Here is a 21,573-nt window from a genome sequence, read left to right on the forward strand (position 1 = left end):
GCCCACCGAACCCGGCGCGCGGTCGACGCGGCTGTCCACGTCGGGCGCGCACAGGGGCTGGTCGTGACCGACGCTCGCGTGCTCTACGACGCTTTCTCCGTGGTCGTGCACCTTGCGCCGTCGTCGGTCGTGGCCCGGGTGCCCACGGTCCTGCCGCACTATGCGGACCTTGGCAGTGTGGCTGGTCGGCAGCGGGCGGAGCTGGACGTGACGGGGTGGCTCGCGGACCGGGGTGTGCCGGTCATTCCACCCAGCTCCCTCATGCCCCGGGAACCCGTTCGGCACGACGGCTTCTCGATGACGTTCTGGCAGTTGATCGAGCTGGCCCCGGCCGCGGAACCCGACTATGTGGCGAACTGCGGCCTCATACCCGAGCTGCACGCCGCCCTGCGCGACTATCCGGGTGAGCTGTCCTTCCTGTCTGCGGCCGAACCGCGGTTCATCGAGGACGGTCTCATCGTGCTCGACGGCCGGTCCGAACTCATCGACCGGGCGGACCTGGACCGTGCCCGCCGTGAATGGCAGGTGCTGGAACCCCTCGTGCGCTCCCGCGAGCTGTTCGAGAAGACGTTTCCGGGGGTCGACCTCCAACCCGTCCACGGAGACTCCCCGGTCGTGAACATCGTTGCCGGAGTGGACGGATATCGCTACGCCGACTTCGAGATGGTGACGCTGGGACCCGTCGAGTGGGATGTCGTCAGCGTCGGTCCGGACGGCGAGGCCGCCTACCGGCGTGCGGCGCAGCGCCGGAACATGCGGCAGCTCGACGAGGACGTGCTGCGCTTCGTGACGGCGGTGGGGATGCTGCGGGGCGTCGCCTGTCTCGCACTGGCCCCCCAGTTGCCGATGCTGGTGGACGCCCTCGGCGGCATGCTCGACCAGTGGCGGTCGACGCCGTTCGCCGGGGGTTCGGCTAGAAAGTGACGACGAGGTCCGCTACCCGCGCATGCCCGAGGAGGCTGAAGCGCGGGTTGACGGGCGCGGGAGAGCCGGGACAGTTCCTCGACCGCTCTGACGCCGGCGACCTGTGCTGCCCGCCACAGGGGCGGGCGGTGATGTCAGCCGAGGTCGTGCTCTGCCGGGTCGGTGTTGAGGACCCAGGCAAGCGGCATGGTGGCCCGTACGGCGTAGTGGTCGCCGTCCAGACGGTGCATCGTCATCGTCTGAGCCTGGTCCTGGTCGACCGTCCAGTACTGGGGGATGCCGGCGGCGGCGTACTCGCTGCGCTTGGTGACGGTGTCCACGCCCTCGGAACCGGGTGAGACGATCTCGACGACGAGCAACACGTCGGCGACCGGCAGCCAGACACCATCGGCCTGTTCCTTGCTCCACACCACCAGATCGGGGATCCGCCCGCCGACCCCACCGTGCCGTCCGGGGATGCGTAGCCCGACCGCCTGTGCGAGCCGGTCCGCCGGTAGACCGCCTTGGGCGAGCCAGATCGTGAGCCGGGTAGCGATGATGGCATGGGCGAATCCCGAAGGCTGCCTGATCGAGAGGATTTCCTCGGGACTGATCTCACACCGGTGCTGTTCGTCCGCAACCATCATCGAGGTGAGGTCATCAAGCGTCACGACAGGGGGCATGACCTGCCAACCGCCTCCGAGCTCATCGAAGTATCGTACCGGCCTGCGGGCAGGCTCCGGCGGGCGTACGGTTCGGTGTCGACCGTCGAGGCGCTCGCTGGCGAGGCCACCCGTAGCCGAGACCGGGTCGGTGTACCGGTCAGGGCTACGTGACCAACCGATAGTTGGGGACGCCACGGCTGCGTTCTTCGGCCGATGCGTCGAGAGAGCGTGCCGCTGCCCCTTCCGGAATGGGTGCTCGGGAAAGGTGAATTCCCTCCATGCAGCTGTCGCACCAGAACGAGGCGTAGCCGTATCCCGATCCGGGGGGACCGGTGAAGACCAGGCGCAACGTCCGATTACTGCAGTTTGGGCATTGCAGGTCAGAGCTTGCGGGCAGGGTGCGGTAGACGATGTCGTACGCGTCCAGCCACTCGTCGAAGGTCGCCATCAATTCACTCCCTCTGGCCTGACCGGATGGCTGTTCCACCACTGCTCCTCATGGGCGTAGGCCCGATCCTCGAAGGCGTCGGCCTCGTCACGGGTGGTGGGGTAGGTGTGCCCCTCACGGAGCTCCGATACATGGAACCTCTCGTGTTCGAGAGTGCGCGCCAGATCTTCCTCGCTCCGGAACGCCTCTCGGCAGAGCATGACCGACTGATCAGGCCTGGTCACTCCGCACACGCCCGACATCCGGTTGTTGATGTTGAACCGGATGCCGGACACATCGATGCCGTACCTGGCGGCGATGTCCCGCACCGACTCCATGCTCATTGGCATCCGGGGCCCGCGACCTCTGCCCCGTACCCGACTGAGGTCGTCAGGGTGGGGATCAGCTCGCCTCAGCCGATTCAGGGCCTGCTTGAGCTTTTCGATGAGGTCGCCGAGGCGGCGGATCTCCGGTAGCAACCGCCGCAGGCTGGCCAGCAACCCGCGCAGCAGTCGCGCGATCCGCGCCGCCCACGACCCCACCAGCGTGGTCACCTGCTCCACCACCAGCGGCGTCGCCAACCCGCCGGTGACGAGCAGCTCGCCTGCGTACACGATGAGGCGGGAGACGCAGGCGGCGATGGCGTCGCGGACGAGGAGCCGGACGGCGGCGACCAGGCCGGCGGCGCCTTCGGTGGCGGCGGCGAGGGTGTCGGCGCCCCGGGCGAGCCCGGTGATGGCCTGGTGTTGTTCGGTGGCCCAGGCGCGGTAGGCGGGGCCGGCGCTGCCGCCCCAGCCGGCGACCTCGGTGCGTGCCGCGTGGGCCAGTTCGGCGGCGTCGTCGCGCAGCGCGGCGGCGACGTTGCGCCAGGTCCGGGCGTGCGCGGTGATCTGCGCGGGGTCGCCGGCGAGCCAGTCCAGCGCCTCGCTGAGCGGCTTGACGTGCTCGATGAGCCAGGCGATGCCGTACTGGAGCAGGGCGCCGACCGGGTCGGCGACCAGCGCCAGGGCGTCCAGGCCGGCGCTGACCACGCCGAGGCTACCGTCGATCCAGCTCCCGGTGCGGACGCCCTGCGCGATGAGTTCGATGTCCTCGCAGATCCAGATCCCGGCCCATGCGCTGGGCGCGGCGTGCGACGCGGTGGCGACGAGCGGGTTGCCGGTCACCGTCGATCCCGTACCCGGTCGAGCTGGTGGGCGGCGCGGGCGTCGGCGGCCCGGTAGCGCTCGGCGCTGGACCGCAGTTTCCCGGCGGTGTCGCGGACCGATCCGGCGGCGGTGCCGATCCCGTCGACCAGGGTCCGCTGGAGGCCGTCGAGCAGCGTCGGCATGATCGCGCACAGTTGCCCGTACGCATCGGCGTCGAGCCGGACGTGCTGGCCGGCGTGCCGGGCGGTGTCGAGGCGGTCGGCGCAGCGGTCGAGGTGGGCGGCGTGCGTGGTCAGGTCGTCCGGGTCGACCTGGATGCCGTCACCGGTGGGCATCCGGCGTGCCCTGACCGGGGTCGAGTCGTCGCCGGTAGGACTCGACGATCGCCTGCCCGGCCGGATCGCCGTCACCGAGGGTCCGGTGGGTCGCTGCGGTGAGCTGCCGCAACAGGTCGGCGTGCGCGGCTCGGGTGGTCGCCACGATCTGCCGGGCGGTGTGGGTCGCGGAGTGCTGCCGGGTCTGTTCGTCCAGACGCAGGTCGACCAGCAGGCCGGTGGAGTCGACGGTGACCTCGATCGTCCGGTCGGGGCTGCGGGCGGTGCCGGTCAGGGCCTGTACCCGGGCCGACAGCGTCTTCGCCCGCTCCGCCCGCTCGGCGAACGACGATTCCCACTCGTCGAGCCGCCGTGCCGCCGCGTCCAGCGCCGCCTCATCCGCCCACATCCCGACCCTCCCCAGGGGACGTCGGTAGCCGTCGGCCATCGACCACCGACACTGTAGCGGTCGGACCGGTCACGCTGCCGCGTCCGCCGGTGGCGATGCCGGTCCGCGTGCGCGTGCGCGTTCCACCCGTTCCAGCCCGGCGGCGAAGTCACGTCGCCAGGCGGGTGCGTTCCACGCGTAGCTGAACGCCCAGGGGGCGACGCCGTACAGCTCGACCCCCGGTGGTGGATCGGCGACCATGGGGGCGCCCCGCACCAGCTCCAGCATGTTCAACGAGCAGTCCACCCGACCGACCGGCGCTGCCGCCTGGAGCTGGAGGAACCAGGCCAGCTGGGCCTGCGCGTCCTGTTCCCGTTCGCCGGGAGAGCCGAAGATCAGGTTCGTCACCACCGTGATGCCCTGTTCCGCCAGGGCGAGGATCAACTCCTGGAGCATCACCGGGTCCGCGCGTTTGTCGAAGAGCCGCTGACCGGCCGGGTGGATCGTCTCCACACCGATCTCCACCGTGGCGAGTCCCGCCTCGGCCAGCAGTGGGACCAGCGGGAACAGCGCCCTGCTGGCCTTGGTCGTGGCGCTCCACCGGACCGCGACCGTCGGCTCCCGCAGCAGGGCCTCGGCGAGGGCGCGCAGCATCGGCGCGGTGAACAACGAGTCCTTCAGGGAGAACCGGCGCACCCCGTGGGTCCGTACGAGCGTGTCGATCGCCGTGCGGGCGGCGTCCCGGCCGAGGGCGGTGACCTGAGGCTCGACCACCGGGTAGGTGCAGAAGGTGCACCGGCCGTACGAGCAGCCCCGGGTGAACTGGATCGGCAGGGTCAACGACCGCCGATCGTAGTGGGCGAGTTGCCGCTCGGAGAACGTGGGAAGGTACTCGAACGGCGCGTCGGTCTGCGGGAACGGCGGCAGCAGCGGTCGGCGGATGCCCCGCGCGCTGAGCCGGGCCAGGATGGCCACGAACTCGTCCTCGCAGTGGCCGGTGAGCACGACGTCCGCCGCGTCCCGTAGCCGCCGGTCGTCGCGCAACTGTTCGCGCAGCAGCGTCACGTGGCTGCCGCCGAGGACGGTCGTCGTCTCCGGCCAGATCTCCTTGACCACCCGCAACGTGACCAGGCCGAGGAAGACCTGGGAGGGGCCCATCAGGGACACCCCGACCACGGTCGGTGGGCGGTCACACCCGGCGCGGAGGTGCTCTTCCAGCCATCCCCGCCACGGCTCGGGCTCGCTGGCGGCGGTGGCCACGGCGGCGGTGACGGCGGCGAGCGGGTAGTGCATTCCCGCCACCGGGTGGGCGGTGTCCGGCAGGTGTAGCGGAGGTGTGCCGTCCAGCCCGGTGTGTGCGAAGAGCCACCGTGCCGCCGCTGCCACGCCCGACCGGTCCTTGCCGTGGTCGCCGAGGGTCCGACCGAGGCCGGCGGGTTGGCTGCCGAAGCGTTTGAGCAGGAGGATGTTGAGATCCAGCACGTCGACGCCGAAACCGCTGCGGGCGGCGGCGGTGGCGAGGATCGCCGGACCCAGGGGCGGATTCGTGTCCGATGGCGACGGTGGTGGTACGACGATCAGCGCATCACCGCACGCTCTCGCAGCGTGCTGCGGGCTGGGCTGGATGATCCGAGGTGCGACCATGGCACCCTCGCACTCAGCTAGGTATCGATTGCTCTGAGTGTAGGTAGTGGTGCCGCTGTGGTCTATACGCGTTGCAGCACTTCTCGGAGGTCCCGAATGCGAAAGTCTGCGGTGCAGTTGCGGAATGCAAAGTCGGGATGGGCGAAGAGATAGGACGTCCCGCCGGCCACCTCCGCCAGGCGCATGTCGCTGACCGAGTCCCCGATGATCACGATTTCCTCGAAGGTCGGTCGCCCGGCGAGGTATCCGGCGAGGACGTCCTTCTTGGTGGTGCGTACGTCCCGCACGTGCTGGTCGACGGCGAATGCTCGTCCGGGGGTGAAGTAGTCGGTGAGTTCCAGCAGTTTGAGAAACATGTCGAGGGTGCCCGGCCGGGTGTTGGAGATGACGATCTGCTCGTGGCGGGCGGCGACGGCGGCCAGCACCCCGGCGACGTGCGGTGTCGGCCTCATCCAGTGATATTGCAGCTCAGGGCGCTCCTCGGAGAGCCTGAAGCAGGCGTCCTGAAGCTCCAGGTGACGGTCGTGCGGCGCATCGGGCAGCAGGAGCGCGAAGTACTCGTACCACTTGTGCCCGTACAGTCGCCGGCCGTCCTCGTACCCGAATCTCTGCTCGTATCCGAAAGCCGACAGTACCTCGTTGGATATGTCGATCACGGCCTTGTCGTTTCCCTGTTCCAGGGTGCCGTGCAGGTCCCAGACAAAGAGTTTCACAGCTTGCCCTTCCCGTGATCGCGTCGCATCGGCATTCACTCATCACGCAAACGATGGCGAGTTCGGGTCCGGTGTGGGCCGGCGGGAGATCGCTCTCAGCAGTTCGGAAAGTTGCTCTTCCATCTGCGGGGTCAGCCCCTTCCCGGACAGTGCGTCGACGGCCGCGCGGAGCGTGGACAGGGGACGGCCACCGATCATCTCATGCCGCACCAGATAGATGTCCATGAACGTGTGTAGATCGACATAACGGCGTTGTACGGGAATTTCTTGGAATGTTGGACTTCCGAACATCGCCAACACCCGGGTGGAGGTGCGTTCGTGGGTCACGTACGGCGGGACATCCAGGAAGGGCGGCCGGCGCGTCCGGACGTCGCCGTAGTAGTAGAGGACGTAGCCACGGCTGCAGGCGCGGAACACGGCATCGTGCCGTAGCAGCGCGAAGAAGCGGGCCAGCGCCGGGTCCGACCGGTGGTGGCACAGCGCCCAGAGGATCGCGCTCAGCAGGAACGCGTCCCGCTCCCGCCGTAGCAGCGCGCTCAGCAGCTCGGCAGCAGTCGGGCTGGTGCGCGAGATCAGATACACCAGCAGGTTGCACACGGTGAGTCGATCCGCGACCTGCAGGCCCGGTGCGGACCGGAGCAGGCGGTACAGCTCGGACAGCCGTTCGCCGAGCCGGTCGTCGGCCAGCTCCCGCAGCTGGCCGATCAGGTGATGCCGGATCTCCCGGGTCAGGTCGCGTCGGAGCAGGGCGATCGCCTGTTCGGACGAGAGTTCGGAGAGCAGCCGGTCGCGGATGTAGCGGGCCAGCAGGTACTCGTAGAACGAGTAGTGCAGGAACTCGCCGACCTCCGTGCCGTGCAGGGTGCGCCGGTCGATCACCTGGTCGAGCGCCCGCCCTTCGGCGCCGCGGCCACGTTCGCGATGCAGGGCGACGTGCAGGTCGGTCATGGGGATGGCGTCCGCCGGTAGTTCGCGGGAGTGCACGAACCAGGCCGCCGCCTGCCACACCGCCAACGACTGGCCGCTCCACCCCGGGTGGCTGCCCCGCACCGCGAAGTCCGTGCTGCGGCTCAACCGGTTCAGGTACTCGCCGTAGAGGTCGCTCGCACCGCTGACCCGCATCGCCGCGTCGGGGCCGATGAAGGTGAGCATCCGGGCGTACAGCGGTCGTGCCACGAGGCGGGCCAGTCGTTCCGAGGCCACCACCGTCCGGTAGAGACCGGGATCGGCGATCAGCCCCTGCCGCCGCAGTCGGACCAGGTAGTCGGCGAACTCGACCTCCACCGACCAGCCCTGGAGCACGAAGACCTCGTCGAAGCTGAGCGTGGTGGTCTCGAAGGCGATCCACTCCTCGTACTCCCTGGTCCGGGAGGTCACCAGTACGGGGGTGTGTCGCAGCAGCTCCCACAGCGCGGCGGCGAGCGGACCGTCCTCGGCCAGTTCGCTCGCCTCGTCCAGTCCGTCGACCAGCATCACCACCTGCGGCGACGTGGCCGGGTCCAGCGCCAGTGCGCCGATGCGGTCGAGGATCTCCGCGGCGTCCAGTGCGCGCCACGGAATCGGCAGCAGGCCGGCCTGCCGGAGTCCGAGTGCCACGTCGTAGAGCGAGAGGCTCTTGCCGGACCCCGGCTCGCCGAGCAGCAGCACCGACTCACCCCGTCGCAGGCGATCCACAAGCGTCGCGACCGCCCGGCCGACCGTCTCGGGGCGACGCTCGTGGTAGGCGACCAGCCGACTGGGCACGAACAGGTCCAGGCGGTGCAGTTCGGCCAGGCTCAGGTCGAGGGGGTACGCGGTCCGCCGCCGACCGAGACGGCTCACCAGGGCGGTGGAGAGGCGGGTCAGCCGATCCCGCTGCGCCTCGCCCCGATCGTGGGGCGCGACGGCCTGCGTACCGGCCGTGGGGTAGGGCGGCGAGTCGTCCTGCGGTGACGCCGCCGGCGGGCCGGACCCGGAGACGACGGGACCGCCCGCGTCGTCGTCTCCGACCCCGCCCTGGGGCAACGCCGTCAGGACGACGGTCAGCCCCACCAGCAGCAGCGCCAGCACCCCGAGTGAGTGCCACGGGTGGGTCCGGACGAGTTCCAGCCCGCCGGGCCAACGCTGCTGGGCCGATGCCTCGTTGGTGATCAGCCCGGTCAGCACGGTCGCGGCGGAGAGGACGCCGGTGACCGCGATCGCCGCCGCCATCCGCGGTCTCCTGAACATCGGCATCCCTCATCACCAGTCGCTGGTGGCCGGATGATCGGGGCGGCTCCGAGGGGGAGCGCCGCCATCGGCGGAAGGTGACCGGAGCCTGACTCCAGGTTAGCGCTCCGGTCGTTGACCGGCGTGGGCCCGACCGGTGGGGCCGGTCCGCCGAGCGGCGGGGTCGACGGGCACTTCCGGCCGAGGTCGGCGGGATCGGGCGACGGGCGTCAGCGGCGTGGCCGACTCGCGCCGGCCCCGCCGGGAACTCCTGGCCGCACGACCGGCCGGCCCGGGGCGGCGGTGGCCCAGCTCACCGCCGACGCCGCGCGAAGGCGTCGCGCCGGCCCGGTCCGGGTGCGTACAGTTCCCGGGTCGGGCCGGCGGTCGGCCCCGGGCGTGAGGGCGAGACGATAGCGGACATGACGGTGGACAACGTCGGACAACCAGGGCGCGACGCCGGCCCCCCTGGCGTCGACCAGGACGAGCTGGCGATCGCGCTGCGCGTCTTCGCGGCGTTGGAGTCGCTGCCGACCGAACACCCGGACGTGGTGCGGGTGCAGCGGGCCACCGCCCGGCTGTACAAGATGGTGAAGCAGCGGCGACGCGAGGAACGGCGCGACGCCGTCCTGGCCCACGACCGGGCGGTGACCGCGGCCACCGCCACCGGCGCCCCGGGCCGCATCGACGACGAGACCAGGGGCATCCCGCTCGCCTCGCCGACCGCCGGCGACACCGCCGGCACCCTGATCAACCCGCGCGGCTGCTACATCTGCAAGAAGCGTTACCGCGAGGTCGACGCGTTCTACCACCAGCTCTGCCCCGAGTGCGCCACCCTCAACCGGGAGCGCCGCGACGCGCGGTGCGATCTGACGGGGCGGCGGGCCCTGCTCACCGGGGGCCGGGCGAAGATCGGCATGTACATCGCGCTGCGCCTGCTGCGCGACGGCGCACACACCACGATCACCACCCGGTTCCCGCACGACGCGGTCCGCCGGTTCACCGCGATGCCGGACAGCGCCGACTGGCTGCACCGGCTGCGGGTGGTCGGCATCGACCTGCGTGACCCCGCCCAGGTGGTGGCGCTGGCCGACTCGGTCGCCGCGCAGGGCCCGCTGGACATCCTGATCAACAACGCCGCGCAGACGGTACGCCGCACCCCCGGCGCGTACGCCCACCTGGTCGCCGCCGAGGCGGCGGCGCTGCCCGAGGGGCCGCTGCCGGAGTTGCTCACCTTCACCGGTGGCCGGGGTGTCACCCTGGCGCTGCCCGACGGGACGCTGCCGGCGCCCACCATCGCCCCGCATGCCCTCACCGCCCTGGCGCTGACCGGCCGCTCCGCCACGCCGGAGCGGATCGCCGCCGCCACCGCCGTCGACGCCGGAGGGCTCGCCCCCGACCTCGGCGACACCAACAGCTGGGTGCAGCGGGTGCACGAGGTCGACCCGGTCGAACTGCTCGAAGTGCAGCTGTGCAACGTCACCGCGCCGTTCGTCCTGGTCAGCCGGCTCCGCCCGGCGCTGGCCGGGGCACCGACGGGTCGGGCGTACGTGGTCAACGTCTCGGCGATGGAGGGGCAGTTCGCCCGGGGCTACAAGGGGGCGGGACACCCGCACACCAACATGGCCAAGGCGGCGCTGAACATGCTCACCCGCACCAGCGCCGAGGACATGCGCGCCGACGGCATCCTGATGACCAGCGTCGACACCGGCTGGATCACCGACGAGCGCCCGCACCCGACGAAGATGCGTCTCGCCGACGAGGGCTTCCACGCCCCGCTGGACCTCGTCGACGGGGCGGCCCGGGTGTACGACCCGATCGTCCGGGGCGAACAGGGCGAGGAGCTGTACGGCTGCTTCCTGAAGGACTACGCCCCCTGCGCCTGGTGACCGGTCGCCGGTCGGCCGCCTCTCAGCCCTGGGCGGTGGCCGACGGGGGAGCGCTGCCGCCCAGGGGCGCCTCGCCGGCCATCAGCCGGATGATCTCCGCCCGGTCCGCCGCCGACGGCAACCCCCACTGCGGTTGGTAGCCGTAGACCTCCCGCAGCGGCCGGGCCGAGGTCCGGCCGTCGAGGATCTCGACCGCGTCGGTGTCGATCAGCCCCGGATGCTCGACCCCGCACGCCTCGGCGACCTTCACCAGGTCCCGGCGCAGGGCGCTGATGTAGTTCGCCGCCCGTACCGACTTGCGGGCCGGGTCCAGGCCCCGGGCCAGCCAGGCGTTCTGGGTGGCGACGCCGGTCGGACAGGTGTCGGTGTGGCACTTCTGCGCCTGGATGCAGCCGATCGCCAGCATCGCCTCGCGGCCCACGTTGACCAGGTCGCAGCCGAGCGCGAAGGCCACCACGGCGTTGTCCGGCAGGCCCAGCTTGCCCGCGCCGACGAAGACGGTCTCCTCGTGCAGCCCCTTCTCGGCGAAGGTCCGGTAGACCCGGGCGAAGCCCTGCTGGAACGGCAGCGACACCGAGTCGGTGAAGATCAGCGGCGCGGCGCCGGTGCCGCCCTCGCCGCCGTCGACGGTGACGAAGTCGACGCCCCGACCGGTGTCCCGCATCAGGGTGGTCAACTCCTCCCAGAACCCGAGGTCGCCGACGGCGGACTTGATGCCGACCGGCAACCCGGTCTCGGCGGCCAGCAGCTCCACCCAGTCGAGCAGGCTGTCGCAGTCGGAGAACTCGGCGTGCCGGGACGGGCTCACGCAGTCCCGCCCCGGAGTGATCCCCCGGGTGGCGGCGATCTCGGCGGAGACCTTCGCCCCCGGTAGCAGCCCACCCAGGCTGGGTTTCGCGCCCTGGCTGAGCTTGATCTCCAGGGCCCGTACCGGCGCGCCGGCCACCAGGTCGCGCAACCGGGCGAGGTCGAACCGCGCCTGGGCGTCGCGGCAGCCGAAGTACGCCGTACCGAGCTGGAAGACCAGCTCACCGCCCTTGCGGTGGTACGGCGACAGCCCGCCCTCACCGGTGTTGTGCAGGCAACCGGCCAGCGCGGCCCCCTGGTTCAGGGCGGTCACCGCGTTGCCGGACAGCGAGCCGAAGCTCATGCCGGAGATGTTGACCACCGATCCGGGGCGGAACGCCCTGGCCCGTCCGCGTGGTCCGCCGAGCACCTTCGCCGCCGGCAGTCGTACGTCGTGCCCGGCGGTCGGGGTCGACGGCGGGACGGTCCGGCTGAACGTGCGGTGTTTGATGATCGGGTAGCCGGGGCTGCGTTCGATGTCGTTGTCGGTGCCGAAGCCGAAGTAGTTGTTCTCCTGCTTGGCCGAGGCGTAGATCCAGCGCCGTTGGTCCCGGCTGAACGGCCGCTCCTCGTCGTTGCCGGCCACGATGTACTGCCGCAGCTCCGGCCCGATCGACTCGAGCAGGTACCGGGCCCGCCCCAGCACCGGAAAGTTGCGCAGCAGCGCGTGGTCGCGCTGGAGGACGTCCCGGGCGGCGAGGCCGGCGACGGCGGCGGCGATCACGGGTACGGTGCGGCTGGCCCACTTCATGCCGGCCACACTCCCCGTTGCCGCCGCCGCCCAAACGGCCCTGGTGGCGCGGCGTGCGACTCAGCGGTGCGGGAACGACTGCCGGACGACGCCACCGACCAGCGCGCACCAGGTGCTGGTCGAGACCCTGCCGGTGCGCGGCAGGCCGTGCAGCGCCTGGATGTCCTGGACGGCCCGGCGGGTGGCGTGGTCGTAGTCACCGGTGACGGCGACCTCGGCGTAGCCCTTCCAGTTCAGGATGAACTGCACGGCCTGCACCGGCAGCCCGGTGGCGTCCCGGTCCAGCTCCGGGGCGAGGGCTTCCCAGGTGGGGCCGGTCAGGGTGGCGTCGATGTCGACCGGGAGACCGTTGCGGGCCTGCCAGTCGGCGATCGCGGCGATGGTGGCGTCGTCGAAGGTGCTGTTCGGGGTGACCGGGTAACCCCGGTACGCCAGCAGATACTGGGCGACCTGGACGGCGGGGGAGCTGACGAAGCGCCACAGGTCCGGCCAGCGGCGGGCCGGCACGTCGCCCAGCCGGGTGCCGAGCTTGTGGAAGACCTGGCGGCGTACGCCGGGGAAGAGACGGTAGAACTGCGCGCCGGGGCAGAGCGTGGTGCGGAAGTCCCAGTGGCCGAAGATGTCGTGGGCGTGCAGCCCGTACTGCCGGCAGATGGTGGTGCAGAGCCTGACCAGTGAGTCGAGCAGGTCCTGCGGCGGGGTGTCGGTGACGTAGGTGCCCTCGTTCTCGATGCCGATGGCGCGGCCGTTCTCGCCGGGGCAGTGCGCCGAGATCATCTGCCGGTCGCCGGCCCGGAGCTGTTCCAGGCTGCCGTGCCGTCCCTCCAGGACGTGGCCGCCCCGGCTGACGGTGAAGTGCTGGCCGGTGTCGGACCAGCCGTTGCCGTCCATGTGCAGGTCCTGGCAGTCGTGGGCGAGCTTGATCGCCTGTTCCCGGGAGTAGTCGGTGACGTTCGGGAAGGCCATGTGGTGCACGATGATCTTGTTGGTCGGGATGGTGCTGACCGACAACGGGTCGGCCGCCGGCCGGGCGTCCCACTCGTCGCAGCCGATGATCCAGTCCAGGCCCGCGCCGGGGGCGGCCTGAGCGGCGGCCGGAAGGGCCAGTTCGGACCCGACGACCGCTACGGTGGCCGCGCCGAGGCCGGCCCGCAGCAGGGTACGACGGTCGAGTGCAGGGCGTGCGACGGGCATGGCATCTCCTCGGCGACCGGCAGCGGCACTGCCGACGAACGTGAAAACTAGCTCCGATGGGTGTGGGTAAAGTGGAGGATATTGCCAGGATAGCGGTCGGCGCTAGTGGCGCGCGTCGATCGGATCCGCGGCTACCGCCCGATGCGACCAGTGCCGCGGCCGGGAGCGAACGGTCCAGCCGCCGGGTGCGGACCGTTCAGCCGACGGCGGATCCTCAGTGGGCGTGGACCGTTCGACCGGCGGTGGCGAACCCGTCGAGGGCGGCCAGCAGATGCCGGCGGGTCGCCGCGTTGCCGAAGTGGCCCGCCTCCTCGACCACGTGCAGCTGCGAGCCCGGCCACGCCCGGTGCAACTCCCAGGCGGTGACCAGGGGGCTGCCCAGGTCGACCCGGCCGTGGATCAGCACGCCCGGGATGCCGGCGAGCCGGCCGGCGTGCCGGATCAGCTCGCCCTCGGCCAGCCAGGCCCCGTGGGAGAAGTAGTGGGCGCAGATCCGGACCATGGCGATCCGGTCCGCCGACGGCCGGTCGCCGTACGGGGTGCCCACCCCCTCGGCGGAGACCACCGCGTCCTCCCAGGCGCACCAGTCCTGCACGGCCCGTTCCCGCACCGCCGGGTCCGGGTCCTCCACCAACCGGGCGTACGCGCCGACGACGTCGTCGTCCGGACCGACGCCGCCACCGGCGAGGAACCGTTCCCACTCGCGGGGGAAGTGCCGGCCGACACCCCGGTAGAGCCAGTCGATCTCCGACCGGCGGGTGCTGGTGACGGCGGAGATCACGATCTCCGACACCCGGGCGGGATGCCGCTGCGCGTACGCCAGGAGCAGCGTCGAACCCCACGAGACGCCGTAGAGCAGCCAGCGGTCGACCCCCAGGTGCTCGCGGAGTCGTTCCATGTCGGCGATCAGGTGGTCGGTGGTGTTGTGCCGCAGGTCCGTCGTCGGGTCGCTGGCGTGCGGGGTGCTGCGCCCGCAGCCGCGCTGGTCGAACAGGACCAAGCGGTAGCGGGCCGGGTCGAAGTACCGCCGGGCCCAGGTGCCACAGCCGGAGCCCGGTCCACCGTGGACGACCAGCGCGGGCCGGCCGGCGGGGTTGCCGCACACCTCCCAGTAGACCCGGTTGCCGTCGCCGACGTCGAGCATGCCGTGGTCGTACGGCTCGATCGGCGGGTACAGCTCGTCCATGGGCGGGTCCTCCCGGCTCGGCATACGACAGCGCTGTCAAGTCTCGCTCATGCCCGGCGTCCTGCCCGCCCCGGAACTCGGCGAGCCACACCGTTGCCCGGACGATCCACGCGGGAGCGGGCCGTTGACCGAAAACCATTGCCGGGAGCGGACGTCCGGACGCGAGGAAACAACCGTTGCGCCGATGGACCGCAGCGTGCACCGGGTAAGAATGATCAGTGTGGCCCTGACCTGTGACCAGTCCCGGCGGACCGGAAAGGCCGGCGCGTGACCGGCGACTGGCGATTGTCCGGCTACACCCCGGTACGTCAGCTCGGCGCGGGCACGTCCGGCCGGGTGCTGCTCGCCACCCACGACGCCACCGGCACCCCGGTCGCCATCCGGTATCTGTCCCCGGCCCTCGGTGCCGATCCCGCCTTCCGGCTGGCCTTCCGGGAACAGGCGCGACTGCTGGTGGACGTGGACGATCCGCACGTCTGCCGACTCTACGAGTACGCCGAGTCGCGCTCCGGGGCCGCGATCGTGATGGAGCTGGTCAACGGGGTGACGCTGCGTCACCTGCTGCACGCGCACGGCCCCACCGGGCCCGAGGCCGCGCTCTGCGTCCTGAAGGGCTCGCTCGCCGGGCTCGCCGCCGCGCACGCCCGCGGTGCCGTGCACCGCGACCACCGGCCGGAGAACGTCCTCGTCGGGCTCGACGGAGGGACCAGGCTCACCGACTTCGGCATCGCCCTGCCGACCGGCATCGCCCACGGCACCCCCCGCTACCTGGCCCCCGAACAGTGGACCGGCAGCCCCGCCGAGCCGGCCGGCGACATCTACGCCGCCACCGCGACCTTCTTCGAGTGTCTCACCGGTCGACCCCCCTACGACGGGGAGGACCTGGCCACCGTGCGCGAGCAGCACGCCGCCGCCCCGATCCCGACCGCCCCGACCCCCGCACCGCTGCACGACCTGCTCCGGCACGGGATGGCCCGGTGCCCCGCCGACCGGCCGCAGCCCGCCGAGATCTTCCTCGCCGAGCTGGAACACACCGCCGCCCGCTCGTACGGCGGGGACTGGGAGGAGCGGGGTCGCCGTCAGCTGGCCCACCGGGTCGGGCTGCTCGCCGCGTTCCTGCCCTTCCCCGACGGCGCTCCCGGGCCCACCGGCCCGACCGTCAGCGCCTTCGACGCCGAACCCCGACCCACCTCCCGGCGCGGCGGCACCCGCAGCGCCCTGGCCGGGGTGGGGCTGACCGCGGTCCTGCTGGCTGGGGTGGTCGGGCTGAGCTACGCCGCCCGCCGACCCGGGCCGCTCACCCTCGCCGACGGCACCGCCGGGCCGAAATCGACCGCTTCGGCGACCCGCAGCCCGGCCCCGCTCGCCGCCGCCCCGGCCATCACCGTCGTACCGCCGGAGCCGACCCGCAGCCCCACCCCGGCGGCGACCACCAGCGGCCCACCACCCACTCCCGGCCCGGCCCGGTCCGCCGCCGCGAGCACCACCCGGGTACGCACCCCGAGCCCCACGGCACCGACGACGGCCGTCAGCCCGATCCTGCCCACCGATGTGTTTCCGCCGACGGTGTCGGCACTGGACGCCAGCCCGGCCACCGTGGAGCCGAAGGGCTGTCCCGACGCGGTCACCTCGACCACGGTCACCGCCACGGTCGTCGACGACCGGGCCGGCGGCGACCTGCTCCGGGTGGTGTTCCGCTACACCCTCGACGGTGTCACCCGTACCGTCGGAATGGACCGGACCGGCGGGGACGTCTTCCAGGGCACCCTCGGCGACCTGCCGGTGCCGCCGTCGGTGACCAGGATCGCGGTCCAGGTGATCGCCGTCGACGATGCCGGCAACGCCTCGGCGCCCGCCGGTCCGGTCGTGGTGTCGCTGCTGGCCACCTGCACGTCGGGCTGACACCGGCCGGTGTTTCCGGTGACCCGGCCGAGGGTAGCTTCGGGGGTCGACCGAGCAGACGGTGGAGGACCCGGGATGACAGACAACTTCGGCGACGCGGCGGGTGACGCCCTGCGCGCGGTGATGCTCTTCCTGCCCAAGGCGGTCGCCTTCGTGGCGATCCTGGTGGCCGGTTGGCTGATCGCCAAGGCGGTCCGCAAGATCGTCGACAAGGCGTTGGAACGGGTGCACTTCGACCGGGCCGTCGAGCGCGGCGGCATCAAGACCGCCCTGGCCCGCTCCCGCTACGACGCCGGCGACATCGTCGCCAAGCTGGCCTACTACGGGGTGCTGCTGGTGACCCTCCAACTCGCCTTCGGCATCTGGGGGCCCAACCCCATCTCCGACCTCATCGCCGGCGTGATCGCCTGGCTGCCCCGGGCGTTCGTCGCGATCGTCATCGTGGTCGTCGCCGCCGCGATCGCCAACGCGGTCAAGGACATCATCAGCAGCGCGCTCGGTGGCCTCTCCTACGGCCGGGTGCTGGCCAACATCGCCTCGGTGTTCATCCTCGGACTGGGGGTGATCGCCGCGCTCAACCAGATCGGCGTCGCCACCGCGGTCACCACACCGGTGCTGATCGCCGTCCTCGCCACCGTCGGCGGCATCCTCGTCGTCGGCGTCGGCGGCGGGCTGGTCCGCCCGATGCAGAGCCGCTGGGAGTCCTGGCTGACCCGGGCCGAGCAGGAGTCCCGCACCATCGCCACCCACGCGCGTGCCTACCAGGAGGGTCGACGGGACGTCGAGGCGCGACTGAGCCCTCACGCGGAGGCCGAGCGCACCCCGGCGGTGTCCCGTCCCGGCGACGCCGGACCCACTCCACAGGTGTCGCAGGAGGACGATGCCGAGCGTACCCAGGTCGTCTTCCGCCCCGACGACGCCGAGCGTACCCAGGTCCTGCCGCGCCCCGACGAGGCGGAGCAGACGCAGGTCGTCTCCCGCCCCGACGCCGCGGAACCGACCCAGCCGGCGGCCCCGCACGAGGACCGGGACACGACCCCGGTGTCCGGCAGCCCGGTCACCGCGCCGTCCGCCGTGGTGCCGCGTCAGCCCGGGTCGGTGGACGCCGTGCCCCCCTCCGACAGCGAGGCCACCATGGTCATCCCACCGATGGACCCCGACACGTCCCGCCGTTGACCGGCCGGGGGCGGCCCGGACCGGATCCCGCCCCCCGCCGCCGGGCCACCATGCCGGGGCGGCGCTCCGGGCCGGTCTAGCATTGGCGCATGACCTGGCGATGTTGATCCGTCACTGAAGGCCGAAACCGTGGGCCACCGCGGACGCCGTACCTCCCGCGTCCGTCCCGCCCCACGGAAAGGCCCTGATGACCCTCACCTCCGTGTGGGTGGCCGACACCCGCGTCCGCCGTCTGTCGGCCACGCTCTACGGCTACCTGTTCCTCGTCGATCTCGTCCTGCTCTACCCGGTGTACGTCCTGCTGTTCGGCGACACCGGCCTCACCGTCGGGCAGATCTCCGCGCTCTTCGTGATCTGGTCGCTGACCGCGATCGTGCTGGAGGTCCCGTCCGGGGCATGGGCCGACACCGTCTCCCGACGCCTGCTGCTCTGCCTCGCGCCGCTGTTGACCAGCGCCTGCTTCGCGCTGTGGGTGCTGGTCCCGTCGTGGTGGGCGTTCGCGCTCGGCTTCGTCCTCTGGGGGGCCGGTGGCGCGCTCCGATCCGGTGCCCTGGAGGCGTTGGTCTTCACCGAACTCGACCGGCTCGGTGCGGCCGGCCGGTACGCCCGCACGATGGGCCGGGCCCGGACCGCCGGGGTGCTCGGCGCGCTCGCCTCGATCGGCCTGGCCGGGCCGGTCCTCGCCGTCGGCGGCTACCCGGCGGTCGGCGCGGCGAGCGTGCTGTCCGGTGTGCTCGCCGCCGCCGTGGCCACCCGGTTTCCGGAGCACTGCCCCGACGCACCCGCACCGCTGCCGCCCACCGGCTCGCCGACCGTACCGGCCGGCCGTCTGCGGGACGGCGCAGCCGACGGGGAGGAGACGGAACCGGGCTGGTGGGCGAGCCTGCGCGCGGGCCTCGCCGAGACGCACGCCGACCGGCGGGTACGGGCGGCCGTGCTGCTCGTACCGGCGGTGACGGCGGTCTGGGGCACCCTCGACGAGTACACCCCGCTGCTGGCCCGCGATGTCGGCGTCACGGCGTCCACGGTGCCGCTGCTGCTCCTGCCGATCTGGCTCGGGATGACCGTCGGCGGCCTGCTCGCCCCGACGGCGGAGCGACTGACCACTCCCGGGTTCGCCGGGCTGCTCGTCCTGGCTGCGGTCGCCCTGGTCGCCGGGGCCGTCGTTCGGCATCCGGGGGGCTTCGTGCTGCTCGGCGTCGCGTTCTGCGCCCTGCAACTCGCCACCGTGCTCGCCGACGCCCGGCTGCAGGCACGGATCACCGGGCCGGGGCGGGCCACCGTCACCTCGGTCGCGGGGGTGGGCACCGACCTGGCCATGATCGTCGCCTACGGCGGCTATGCGCTGGTCGCCGCCAGGGGCGGCCATGTGGTGGCGTTCGCGGTGGCGGCCGTGCCGTACCTGCTGGTCGCCGGTGCGCTGGTGGCGTCGGGATGGGCCCGGCGGCCGGCCGCCTGTGCCGCCGGGCTCCCCGCCGGCACCGGTGACGGGTGAGGGGGGTTCCCGCGCCCCCGGTGCGGGCCGGGTCGCGCCCGGATCAGTGCGGCAGCGCGTCGAGGTAGACCCAGCTGCCGTCCTCCCGGACGAACCGGCTGTGCTCGTCCACCGTCCCCGGCTGCCCGGCGTCCCGGTAGTGGGCCCGGAACGCCACCGTGCCGGTGCTGTCGAGCAGGCCGCCGCGCGTGCTGTCGACGATCTCCAGCCGGGTCCACCGTTGGGCGGGGTCGAGCCGCAGCCGGGTCGGCCGGGTGGTCGAGTGCCAGCTGCGCAGCAGGTAGTCGGTGTCGCCGACGGCGAAGGCGCTGAACCTCGACCGCATCAACGCCTCCGCCGTCGGGGCCGTACCGGTGCCCCGGTGCAACGGCCCGCAGCAGTCGACGTACGGCAGGCCGGTGCCGCAGGGGCAGGACCGAGGGGTGCCGCCGTCCCGGCGGGCGGTACGTTTCGCCACGGCGTCCATCCTGCCGCATGCCCCGCAAGCGCCAAGCGGGCCGACCCCTGGTGGGGTCGGCCCGGTCGGTGTGTGGGGTCAGGAGGAGGTGTAGCCGCGGGTGGCGATCCAGTCGGCGAGGTTGTCGACGCTGATCCGGTAGGCCGCGGTGTCGGGGTTGGCGGAGTCGGCGATGGTGACGGTCTTGCCGTTGTCGCGGTAGCCGACGACGCTGATGTAGTGCCCGCCCTCGAAGGAGTGGGTGTTGCCGTCGGTGTCGGTGCTGGTGCCGGCGATGTTGGCGACCACGGCCCGGCCGTCGTCGACGGTGCGGACGATGTCGGCGCGCAGCTTGTCGGTCTGCTTGTCGTCGGCCTTGGGGCTGCGGATCTCGGTGCTGTGGTAGGCGTCCTTGCGGCCGGTCTGCTTGTTCAGTACGGGGGTGATGTCGTTGATGCTGTCGGTGCCGCTCTCGGTGGTGCCCATTTCCTTGGCCATGGCGTCGACGTCGATGTTCTTGCCCTGGACGCTCAGGGCGTTGCGGGTGGCGGCGGGGCCGCAGTAGTAGAAGTTGGGTTGGGCGGCGTAGTCGACCTTGAGTTCGCGTTCGCCGGTGGGCTTGCGGTCGGCCTGGACGGCGGCGGCGGGTCGGGTGGTCTGGGCGGCGTGTGCGGCGATGGCGGGGCCGGCGATGCCGCCGGTGGTGACGGCGAGGCCGGCGATGGTCAGGGCGGTCTTACGCAGGATGTCGGTACGCATGATGGGAGTGCTCCTCTGCGTCGGGGGTGTGCGGCACGCGGGCGGGGGCGCGGTGGTGCCGCGAGTGGGGGACGTTCCGATAGGTCGACCCGGGTGGTCGGGGACCGGAGCTGCGCGATGGCCGGCGGCGGTGCCTGCTCGGTGGCGCGAGGGGTGTAACCGATCCGGTGGCGACCGCATTCCACGGGCGGCGGCCGTCCCCGGGTGGGGCAGTGGCGGTGGTATGCCAGATACAACGCCCCGGCCCCGGCGGCGATTCCGTCGCGGGGGTGGCCCCGGCCACGGGACGCCGGGGTACGGACCGGACGCGTCGGCGGACGCCGGCACCGACCCCACCCCGGCGAACCGGACACCGGCGTGGTCACCCGCCCTCCGCACCTCCACCGGCCCCGGGCGGGCAGGTCGGACAGATGGCACGGTCGGCCATTGCGGGGACGAAGATCGGGCCGGGTGGGTATGCCCCGGTCGCCGACCCGCCGCTAGCCTTGACCCGTCATGGGTGTTTCACAGCTGAGCCGCACCGGCGGTACGGGGGCGTGCGCCGGATGAGCCCCACCCAACGCCTCCTCGATGCCGACCAGGTCCGCCGTTACGTCGCGGCCTCCCTCGGCCCGACCGTGCAGGTCACCGACTGCGGGCCCCTGGCCGGCGGCGGGTTCGCCGCGGTCTGGCGGGTGCTCCTGGACGACGGGCGGGCCGTCGTGCTCAAGGTCGGGCCACCACGGGAGGTGCCGCTGCTGCGCTACGAGCGCGGCCTGGTCGCCGCCGAGGCCCGCTACCTGCGCCTGGTGGCCGCCCAGGCGCCGGCTGTGCCCATTGCGCCGTTGCTGCACCACGGCAGCGACCCGGAGCTCGGCGACTGGCTGCTCACCGGTCACCTGGCCGGGCGGACGCTGGATGCGCTCGTCGCCGACGGTGTGCCGGTCGACGGGGTCCACGCCGAGCTGGGTGCCGCGTTCGCCGCCCTGCACCGGGTGACCGGTGACCGGTACGGCTACGACGGTGGTCGGGCCGGCGGCCCGACCTGGCGGTCGGCGTACACCGCGATGCTGGACGACCTGCTCGCCGACGCGGCGGACTGGGGGGTGCCGCTGCCGCTGCCGGCGGACCGGATCCGGAGCCTGGTGGCCCGGCACGCCGGGGTCCTGGACGCGGTGCGTCGCCCGGCGCTGCTGCACTTCGACGGCTGGGCGGGCAACGTCCTCGCCGGGCCCGGCGAGGACGGCGAGCACCGGCTCAGCGGACTGGTCGACGGCGAGCGGTACCTGTACGGCGATCCGCTGCTGGACCTGGTGTCGCCGCTGCTGTTCCGTCGGGCCGAGGACGTCCCGGACGACCCGTTCCTGCGCGGGTACCGCGCGGCGGGGGCGTCGGCGCCGCTGGCGCATCCGGGGGTGCGTCGCCGACTCGGCCTCTACCGGCTCTACCTCTACCTGCTGATGACGGTGGAGCTGCCCAGTCGGGGGATCACCGCGCAGTCCGCGCCGGGGCGGGTGCGTACGGTGGCGGCGCTGCTCGACCGGGAACTGTCCGACCTGGACCAGCCCTGA

General features: G+C 72.3%; 19 protein-coding genes. 6 read left to right on the forward strand and 13 right to left on the reverse strand.

From position 1 onward, the window contains the following. Window positions 1-63: 63 nt before the first annotated feature. The gene (locus tag ACIG87_RS29590) at window positions 64-924 is read left to right on the forward strand and encodes a phosphotransferase (protein ID WP_396854906.1); all 861 of its coding nucleotides are present in this window, start codon (window positions 64-66) and stop codon (window positions 922-924) included. 134 nt (window positions 925-1,058) lie between these two features. Here the strand turns inward: ACIG87_RS29590 and ACIG87_RS29595 are convergent, their stop codons facing one another. The 8 genes from ACIG87_RS29595 to ACIG87_RS29630 all read right to left on the reverse strand — a co-directional run bounded on the left by ACIG87_RS29595 (window position 1,059) and on the right by ACIG87_RS29630 (window position 8,410). Beyond that, window positions 1,059-1,574 carry a Uma2 family endonuclease gene (locus ACIG87_RS29595; protein WP_396854907.1) on the reverse strand — a complete coding sequence of 172 codons (516 nt, stop codon included), beginning with the start codon at window positions 1,572-1,574 and terminating at the stop codon, window positions 1,059-1,061. Between the two features lie 157 nt (window positions 1,575-1,731). Beyond that, window positions 1,732-2,016 carry a hypothetical protein gene (locus ACIG87_RS29600; RefSeq protein WP_396854908.1) on the reverse strand — a complete coding sequence of 95 codons (285 nt, stop codon included), beginning with the start codon at window positions 2,014-2,016 and terminating at the stop codon, window positions 1,732-1,734. Then, complete coding sequence (locus tag ACIG87_RS29605) at window positions 2,016-3,161, reverse strand: WXG100 family type VII secretion target (protein WP_396854909.1); 1,146 nt, start codon at window positions 3,159-3,161, stop codon at window positions 2,016-2,018. Before ACIG87_RS29605 ends, ACIG87_RS29600 begins: the two co-directional genes overlap by 1 nt. After that, window positions 3,158-3,478, reverse strand: coding sequence for a type VII secretion target (locus tag ACIG87_RS29610; protein ID WP_396854910.1), 321 nt, complete (start codon window positions 3,476-3,478; stop codon window positions 3,158-3,160). Before ACIG87_RS29610 ends, ACIG87_RS29605 begins: the two co-directional genes overlap by 4 nt. Then, a complete protein-coding gene (locus ACIG87_RS29615) occupies window positions 3,465-3,866 on the reverse strand; it encodes a YbaB/EbfC family DNA-binding protein (protein ID WP_396854911.1) in 402 nt (133 codons plus the stop codon). The genes ACIG87_RS29610 and ACIG87_RS29615 overlap by 14 nt, the downstream gene beginning before the upstream one ends. A 69-nt stretch (window positions 3,867-3,935) precedes the next feature. Then, the gene (locus ACIG87_RS29620; protein ID WP_396854912.1) at window positions 3,936-5,489 is read right to left on the reverse strand and encodes a B12-binding domain-containing radical SAM protein; all 1,554 of its coding nucleotides are present in this window, start codon (window positions 5,487-5,489) and stop codon (window positions 3,936-3,938) included. Between the two features lie 62 nt (window positions 5,490-5,551). Continuing rightward, window positions 5,552-6,202, reverse strand: a complete 651-nt coding sequence (locus ACIG87_RS29625) for an HAD family hydrolase (RefSeq protein WP_396854913.1) — start codon at window positions 6,200-6,202, stop codon at window positions 5,552-5,554. 42 nt (window positions 6,203-6,244) lie between these two features. Further along, window positions 6,245-8,410: a hypothetical protein gene (locus ACIG87_RS29630; RefSeq protein WP_396854914.1), complete on the reverse strand. Its 2,166-nt coding sequence runs from the start codon at window positions 8,408-8,410 to the stop codon at window positions 6,245-6,247. 401 nt (window positions 8,411-8,811) lie between these two features. Here ACIG87_RS29630 and ACIG87_RS29635 point away from each other — a divergent pair, with 401 nt between their 5' ends. Beyond that, the gene (locus ACIG87_RS29635; protein ID WP_396854915.1) at window positions 8,812-10,278 is read left to right on the forward strand and encodes an SDR family NAD(P)-dependent oxidoreductase; all 1,467 of its coding nucleotides are present in this window, start codon (window positions 8,812-8,814) and stop codon (window positions 10,276-10,278) included. Window positions 10,279-10,300: 22 nt separating this feature from the next. Here ACIG87_RS29635 and ACIG87_RS29640 read toward each other — a convergent pair whose 3' ends face one another. The 3 genes from ACIG87_RS29640 to pip form a co-directional block, all read right to left on the reverse strand. Beyond that, complete coding sequence (locus tag ACIG87_RS29640) at window positions 10,301-11,875, reverse strand: glutamate synthase-related protein (protein WP_396854916.1); 1,575 nt, start codon at window positions 11,873-11,875, stop codon at window positions 10,301-10,303. 60 nt (window positions 11,876-11,935) lie between these two features. Beyond that, on the reverse strand, window positions 11,936-13,069 hold the full coding sequence (locus tag ACIG87_RS29645) for a peptidoglycan-binding protein (RefSeq protein WP_396854917.1): 1,134 nt from the start codon (window positions 13,067-13,069) through the stop codon (window positions 11,936-11,938). 214 nt (window positions 13,070-13,283) lie between these two features. Next, complete coding sequence (pip, locus tag ACIG87_RS29650) at window positions 13,284-14,255, reverse strand: prolyl aminopeptidase (protein ID WP_396854918.1); 972 nt, start codon at window positions 14,253-14,255, stop codon at window positions 13,284-13,286. A 267-nt stretch (window positions 14,256-14,522) separates the two neighbouring features. Between pip and ACIG87_RS29655 the strand changes: the two genes are divergently transcribed. From ACIG87_RS29655 to ACIG87_RS29665, 3 genes are all read left to right on the forward strand, one after another. Then, entirely contained in the window at window positions 14,523-16,157 is a 1,635-nt protein-coding gene (locus ACIG87_RS29655) for a protein kinase (protein WP_396854919.1), read from the forward strand. A gap of 75 nt (window positions 16,158-16,232) precedes the next feature. Further along, window positions 16,233-17,333, forward strand: coding sequence for a hypothetical protein (locus tag ACIG87_RS29660; protein WP_396854920.1), 1,101 nt, complete (start codon window positions 16,233-16,235; stop codon window positions 17,331-17,333). A gap of 187 nt (window positions 17,334-17,520) precedes the next feature. After that, complete coding sequence (locus tag ACIG87_RS29665; RefSeq protein WP_396854921.1) at window positions 17,521-18,828, forward strand: MFS transporter; 1,308 nt, start codon at window positions 17,521-17,523, stop codon at window positions 18,826-18,828. Window positions 18,829-18,871: 43 nt separating this feature from the next. On the opposite strand, the gene ACIG87_RS29670 is transcribed toward ACIG87_RS29665, so the two are convergent. Beyond that, entirely contained in the window at window positions 18,872-19,285 is a 414-nt protein-coding gene (locus ACIG87_RS29670; protein ID WP_396854922.1) for a YchJ family protein, read from the reverse strand. A 78-nt stretch (window positions 19,286-19,363) separates the two neighbouring features. After that, window positions 19,364-20,023, reverse strand: coding sequence for a C39 family peptidase (locus tag ACIG87_RS29675; RefSeq protein WP_396854923.1), 660 nt, complete (start codon window positions 20,021-20,023; stop codon window positions 19,364-19,366). A 545-nt stretch (window positions 20,024-20,568) separates the two neighbouring features. Between ACIG87_RS29675 and ACIG87_RS29680 the strand changes: the two genes are divergently transcribed. Next, entirely contained in the window at window positions 20,569-21,573 is a 1,005-nt protein-coding gene (locus ACIG87_RS29680; protein ID WP_396854924.1) for a phosphotransferase family protein, read from the forward strand.

Source organism: Micromonospora sp. NPDC051925, from assembly GCF_044548625.1.
GTDB lineage: Bacteria > Actinomycetota > Actinomycetes > Mycobacteriales > Micromonosporaceae > Micromonospora.

Coding starts and splice junctions, on each gene's coding strand:
- ACIG87_RS29610 (WP_396854910.1), bottom strand. CDS start 3,478: ATGCCCACCGGTGACGGCATCCAGGTCGACCCGGACGACCTGACCACG.
- ACIG87_RS29660 (WP_396854920.1), top strand. CDS start 16,233: ATGACAGACAACTTCGGCGACGCGGCGGGTGACGCCCTGCGCGCGGTG.
- ACIG87_RS29615 (WP_396854911.1), bottom strand. CDS start 3,866: ATGTGGGCGGATGAGGCGGCGCTGGACGCGGCGGCACGGCGGCTCGAC.
- ACIG87_RS29620 (WP_396854912.1), bottom strand. CDS start 5,489: ATGGTCGCACCTCGGATCATCCAGCCCAGCCCGCAGCACGCTGCGAGA.
- ACIG87_RS29630 (WP_396854914.1), bottom strand. CDS start 8,410: ATGTTCAGGAGACCGCGGATGGCGGCGGCGATCGCGGTCACCGGCGTC.
- ACIG87_RS29665 (WP_396854921.1), top strand. CDS start 17,521: ATGACCCTCACCTCCGTGTGGGTGGCCGACACCCGCGTCCGCCGTCTG.
- ACIG87_RS29675 (WP_396854923.1), bottom strand. CDS start 20,023: ATGCGTACCGACATCCTGCGTAAGACCGCCCTGACCATCGCCGGCCTC.
- pip (WP_396854918.1), bottom strand. CDS start 14,255: ATGGACGAGCTGTACCCGCCGATCGAGCCGTACGACCACGGCATGCTC.
- ACIG87_RS29680 (WP_396854924.1), top strand. CDS start 20,569: ATGAGCCCCACCCAACGCCTCCTCGATGCCGACCAGGTCCGCCGTTAC.
- ACIG87_RS29645 (WP_396854917.1), bottom strand. CDS start 13,069: ATGCCCGTCGCACGCCCTGCACTCGACCGTCGTACCCTGCTGCGGGCC.
- ACIG87_RS29635 (WP_396854915.1), top strand. CDS start 8,812: ATGACGGTGGACAACGTCGGACAACCAGGGCGCGACGCCGGCCCCCCT.
- ACIG87_RS29640 (WP_396854916.1), bottom strand. CDS start 11,875: ATGAAGTGGGCCAGCCGCACCGTACCCGTGATCGCCGCCGCCGTCGCC.
- ACIG87_RS29600 (WP_396854908.1), bottom strand. CDS start 2,016: ATGGCGACCTTCGACGAGTGGCTGGACGCGTACGACATCGTCTACCGC.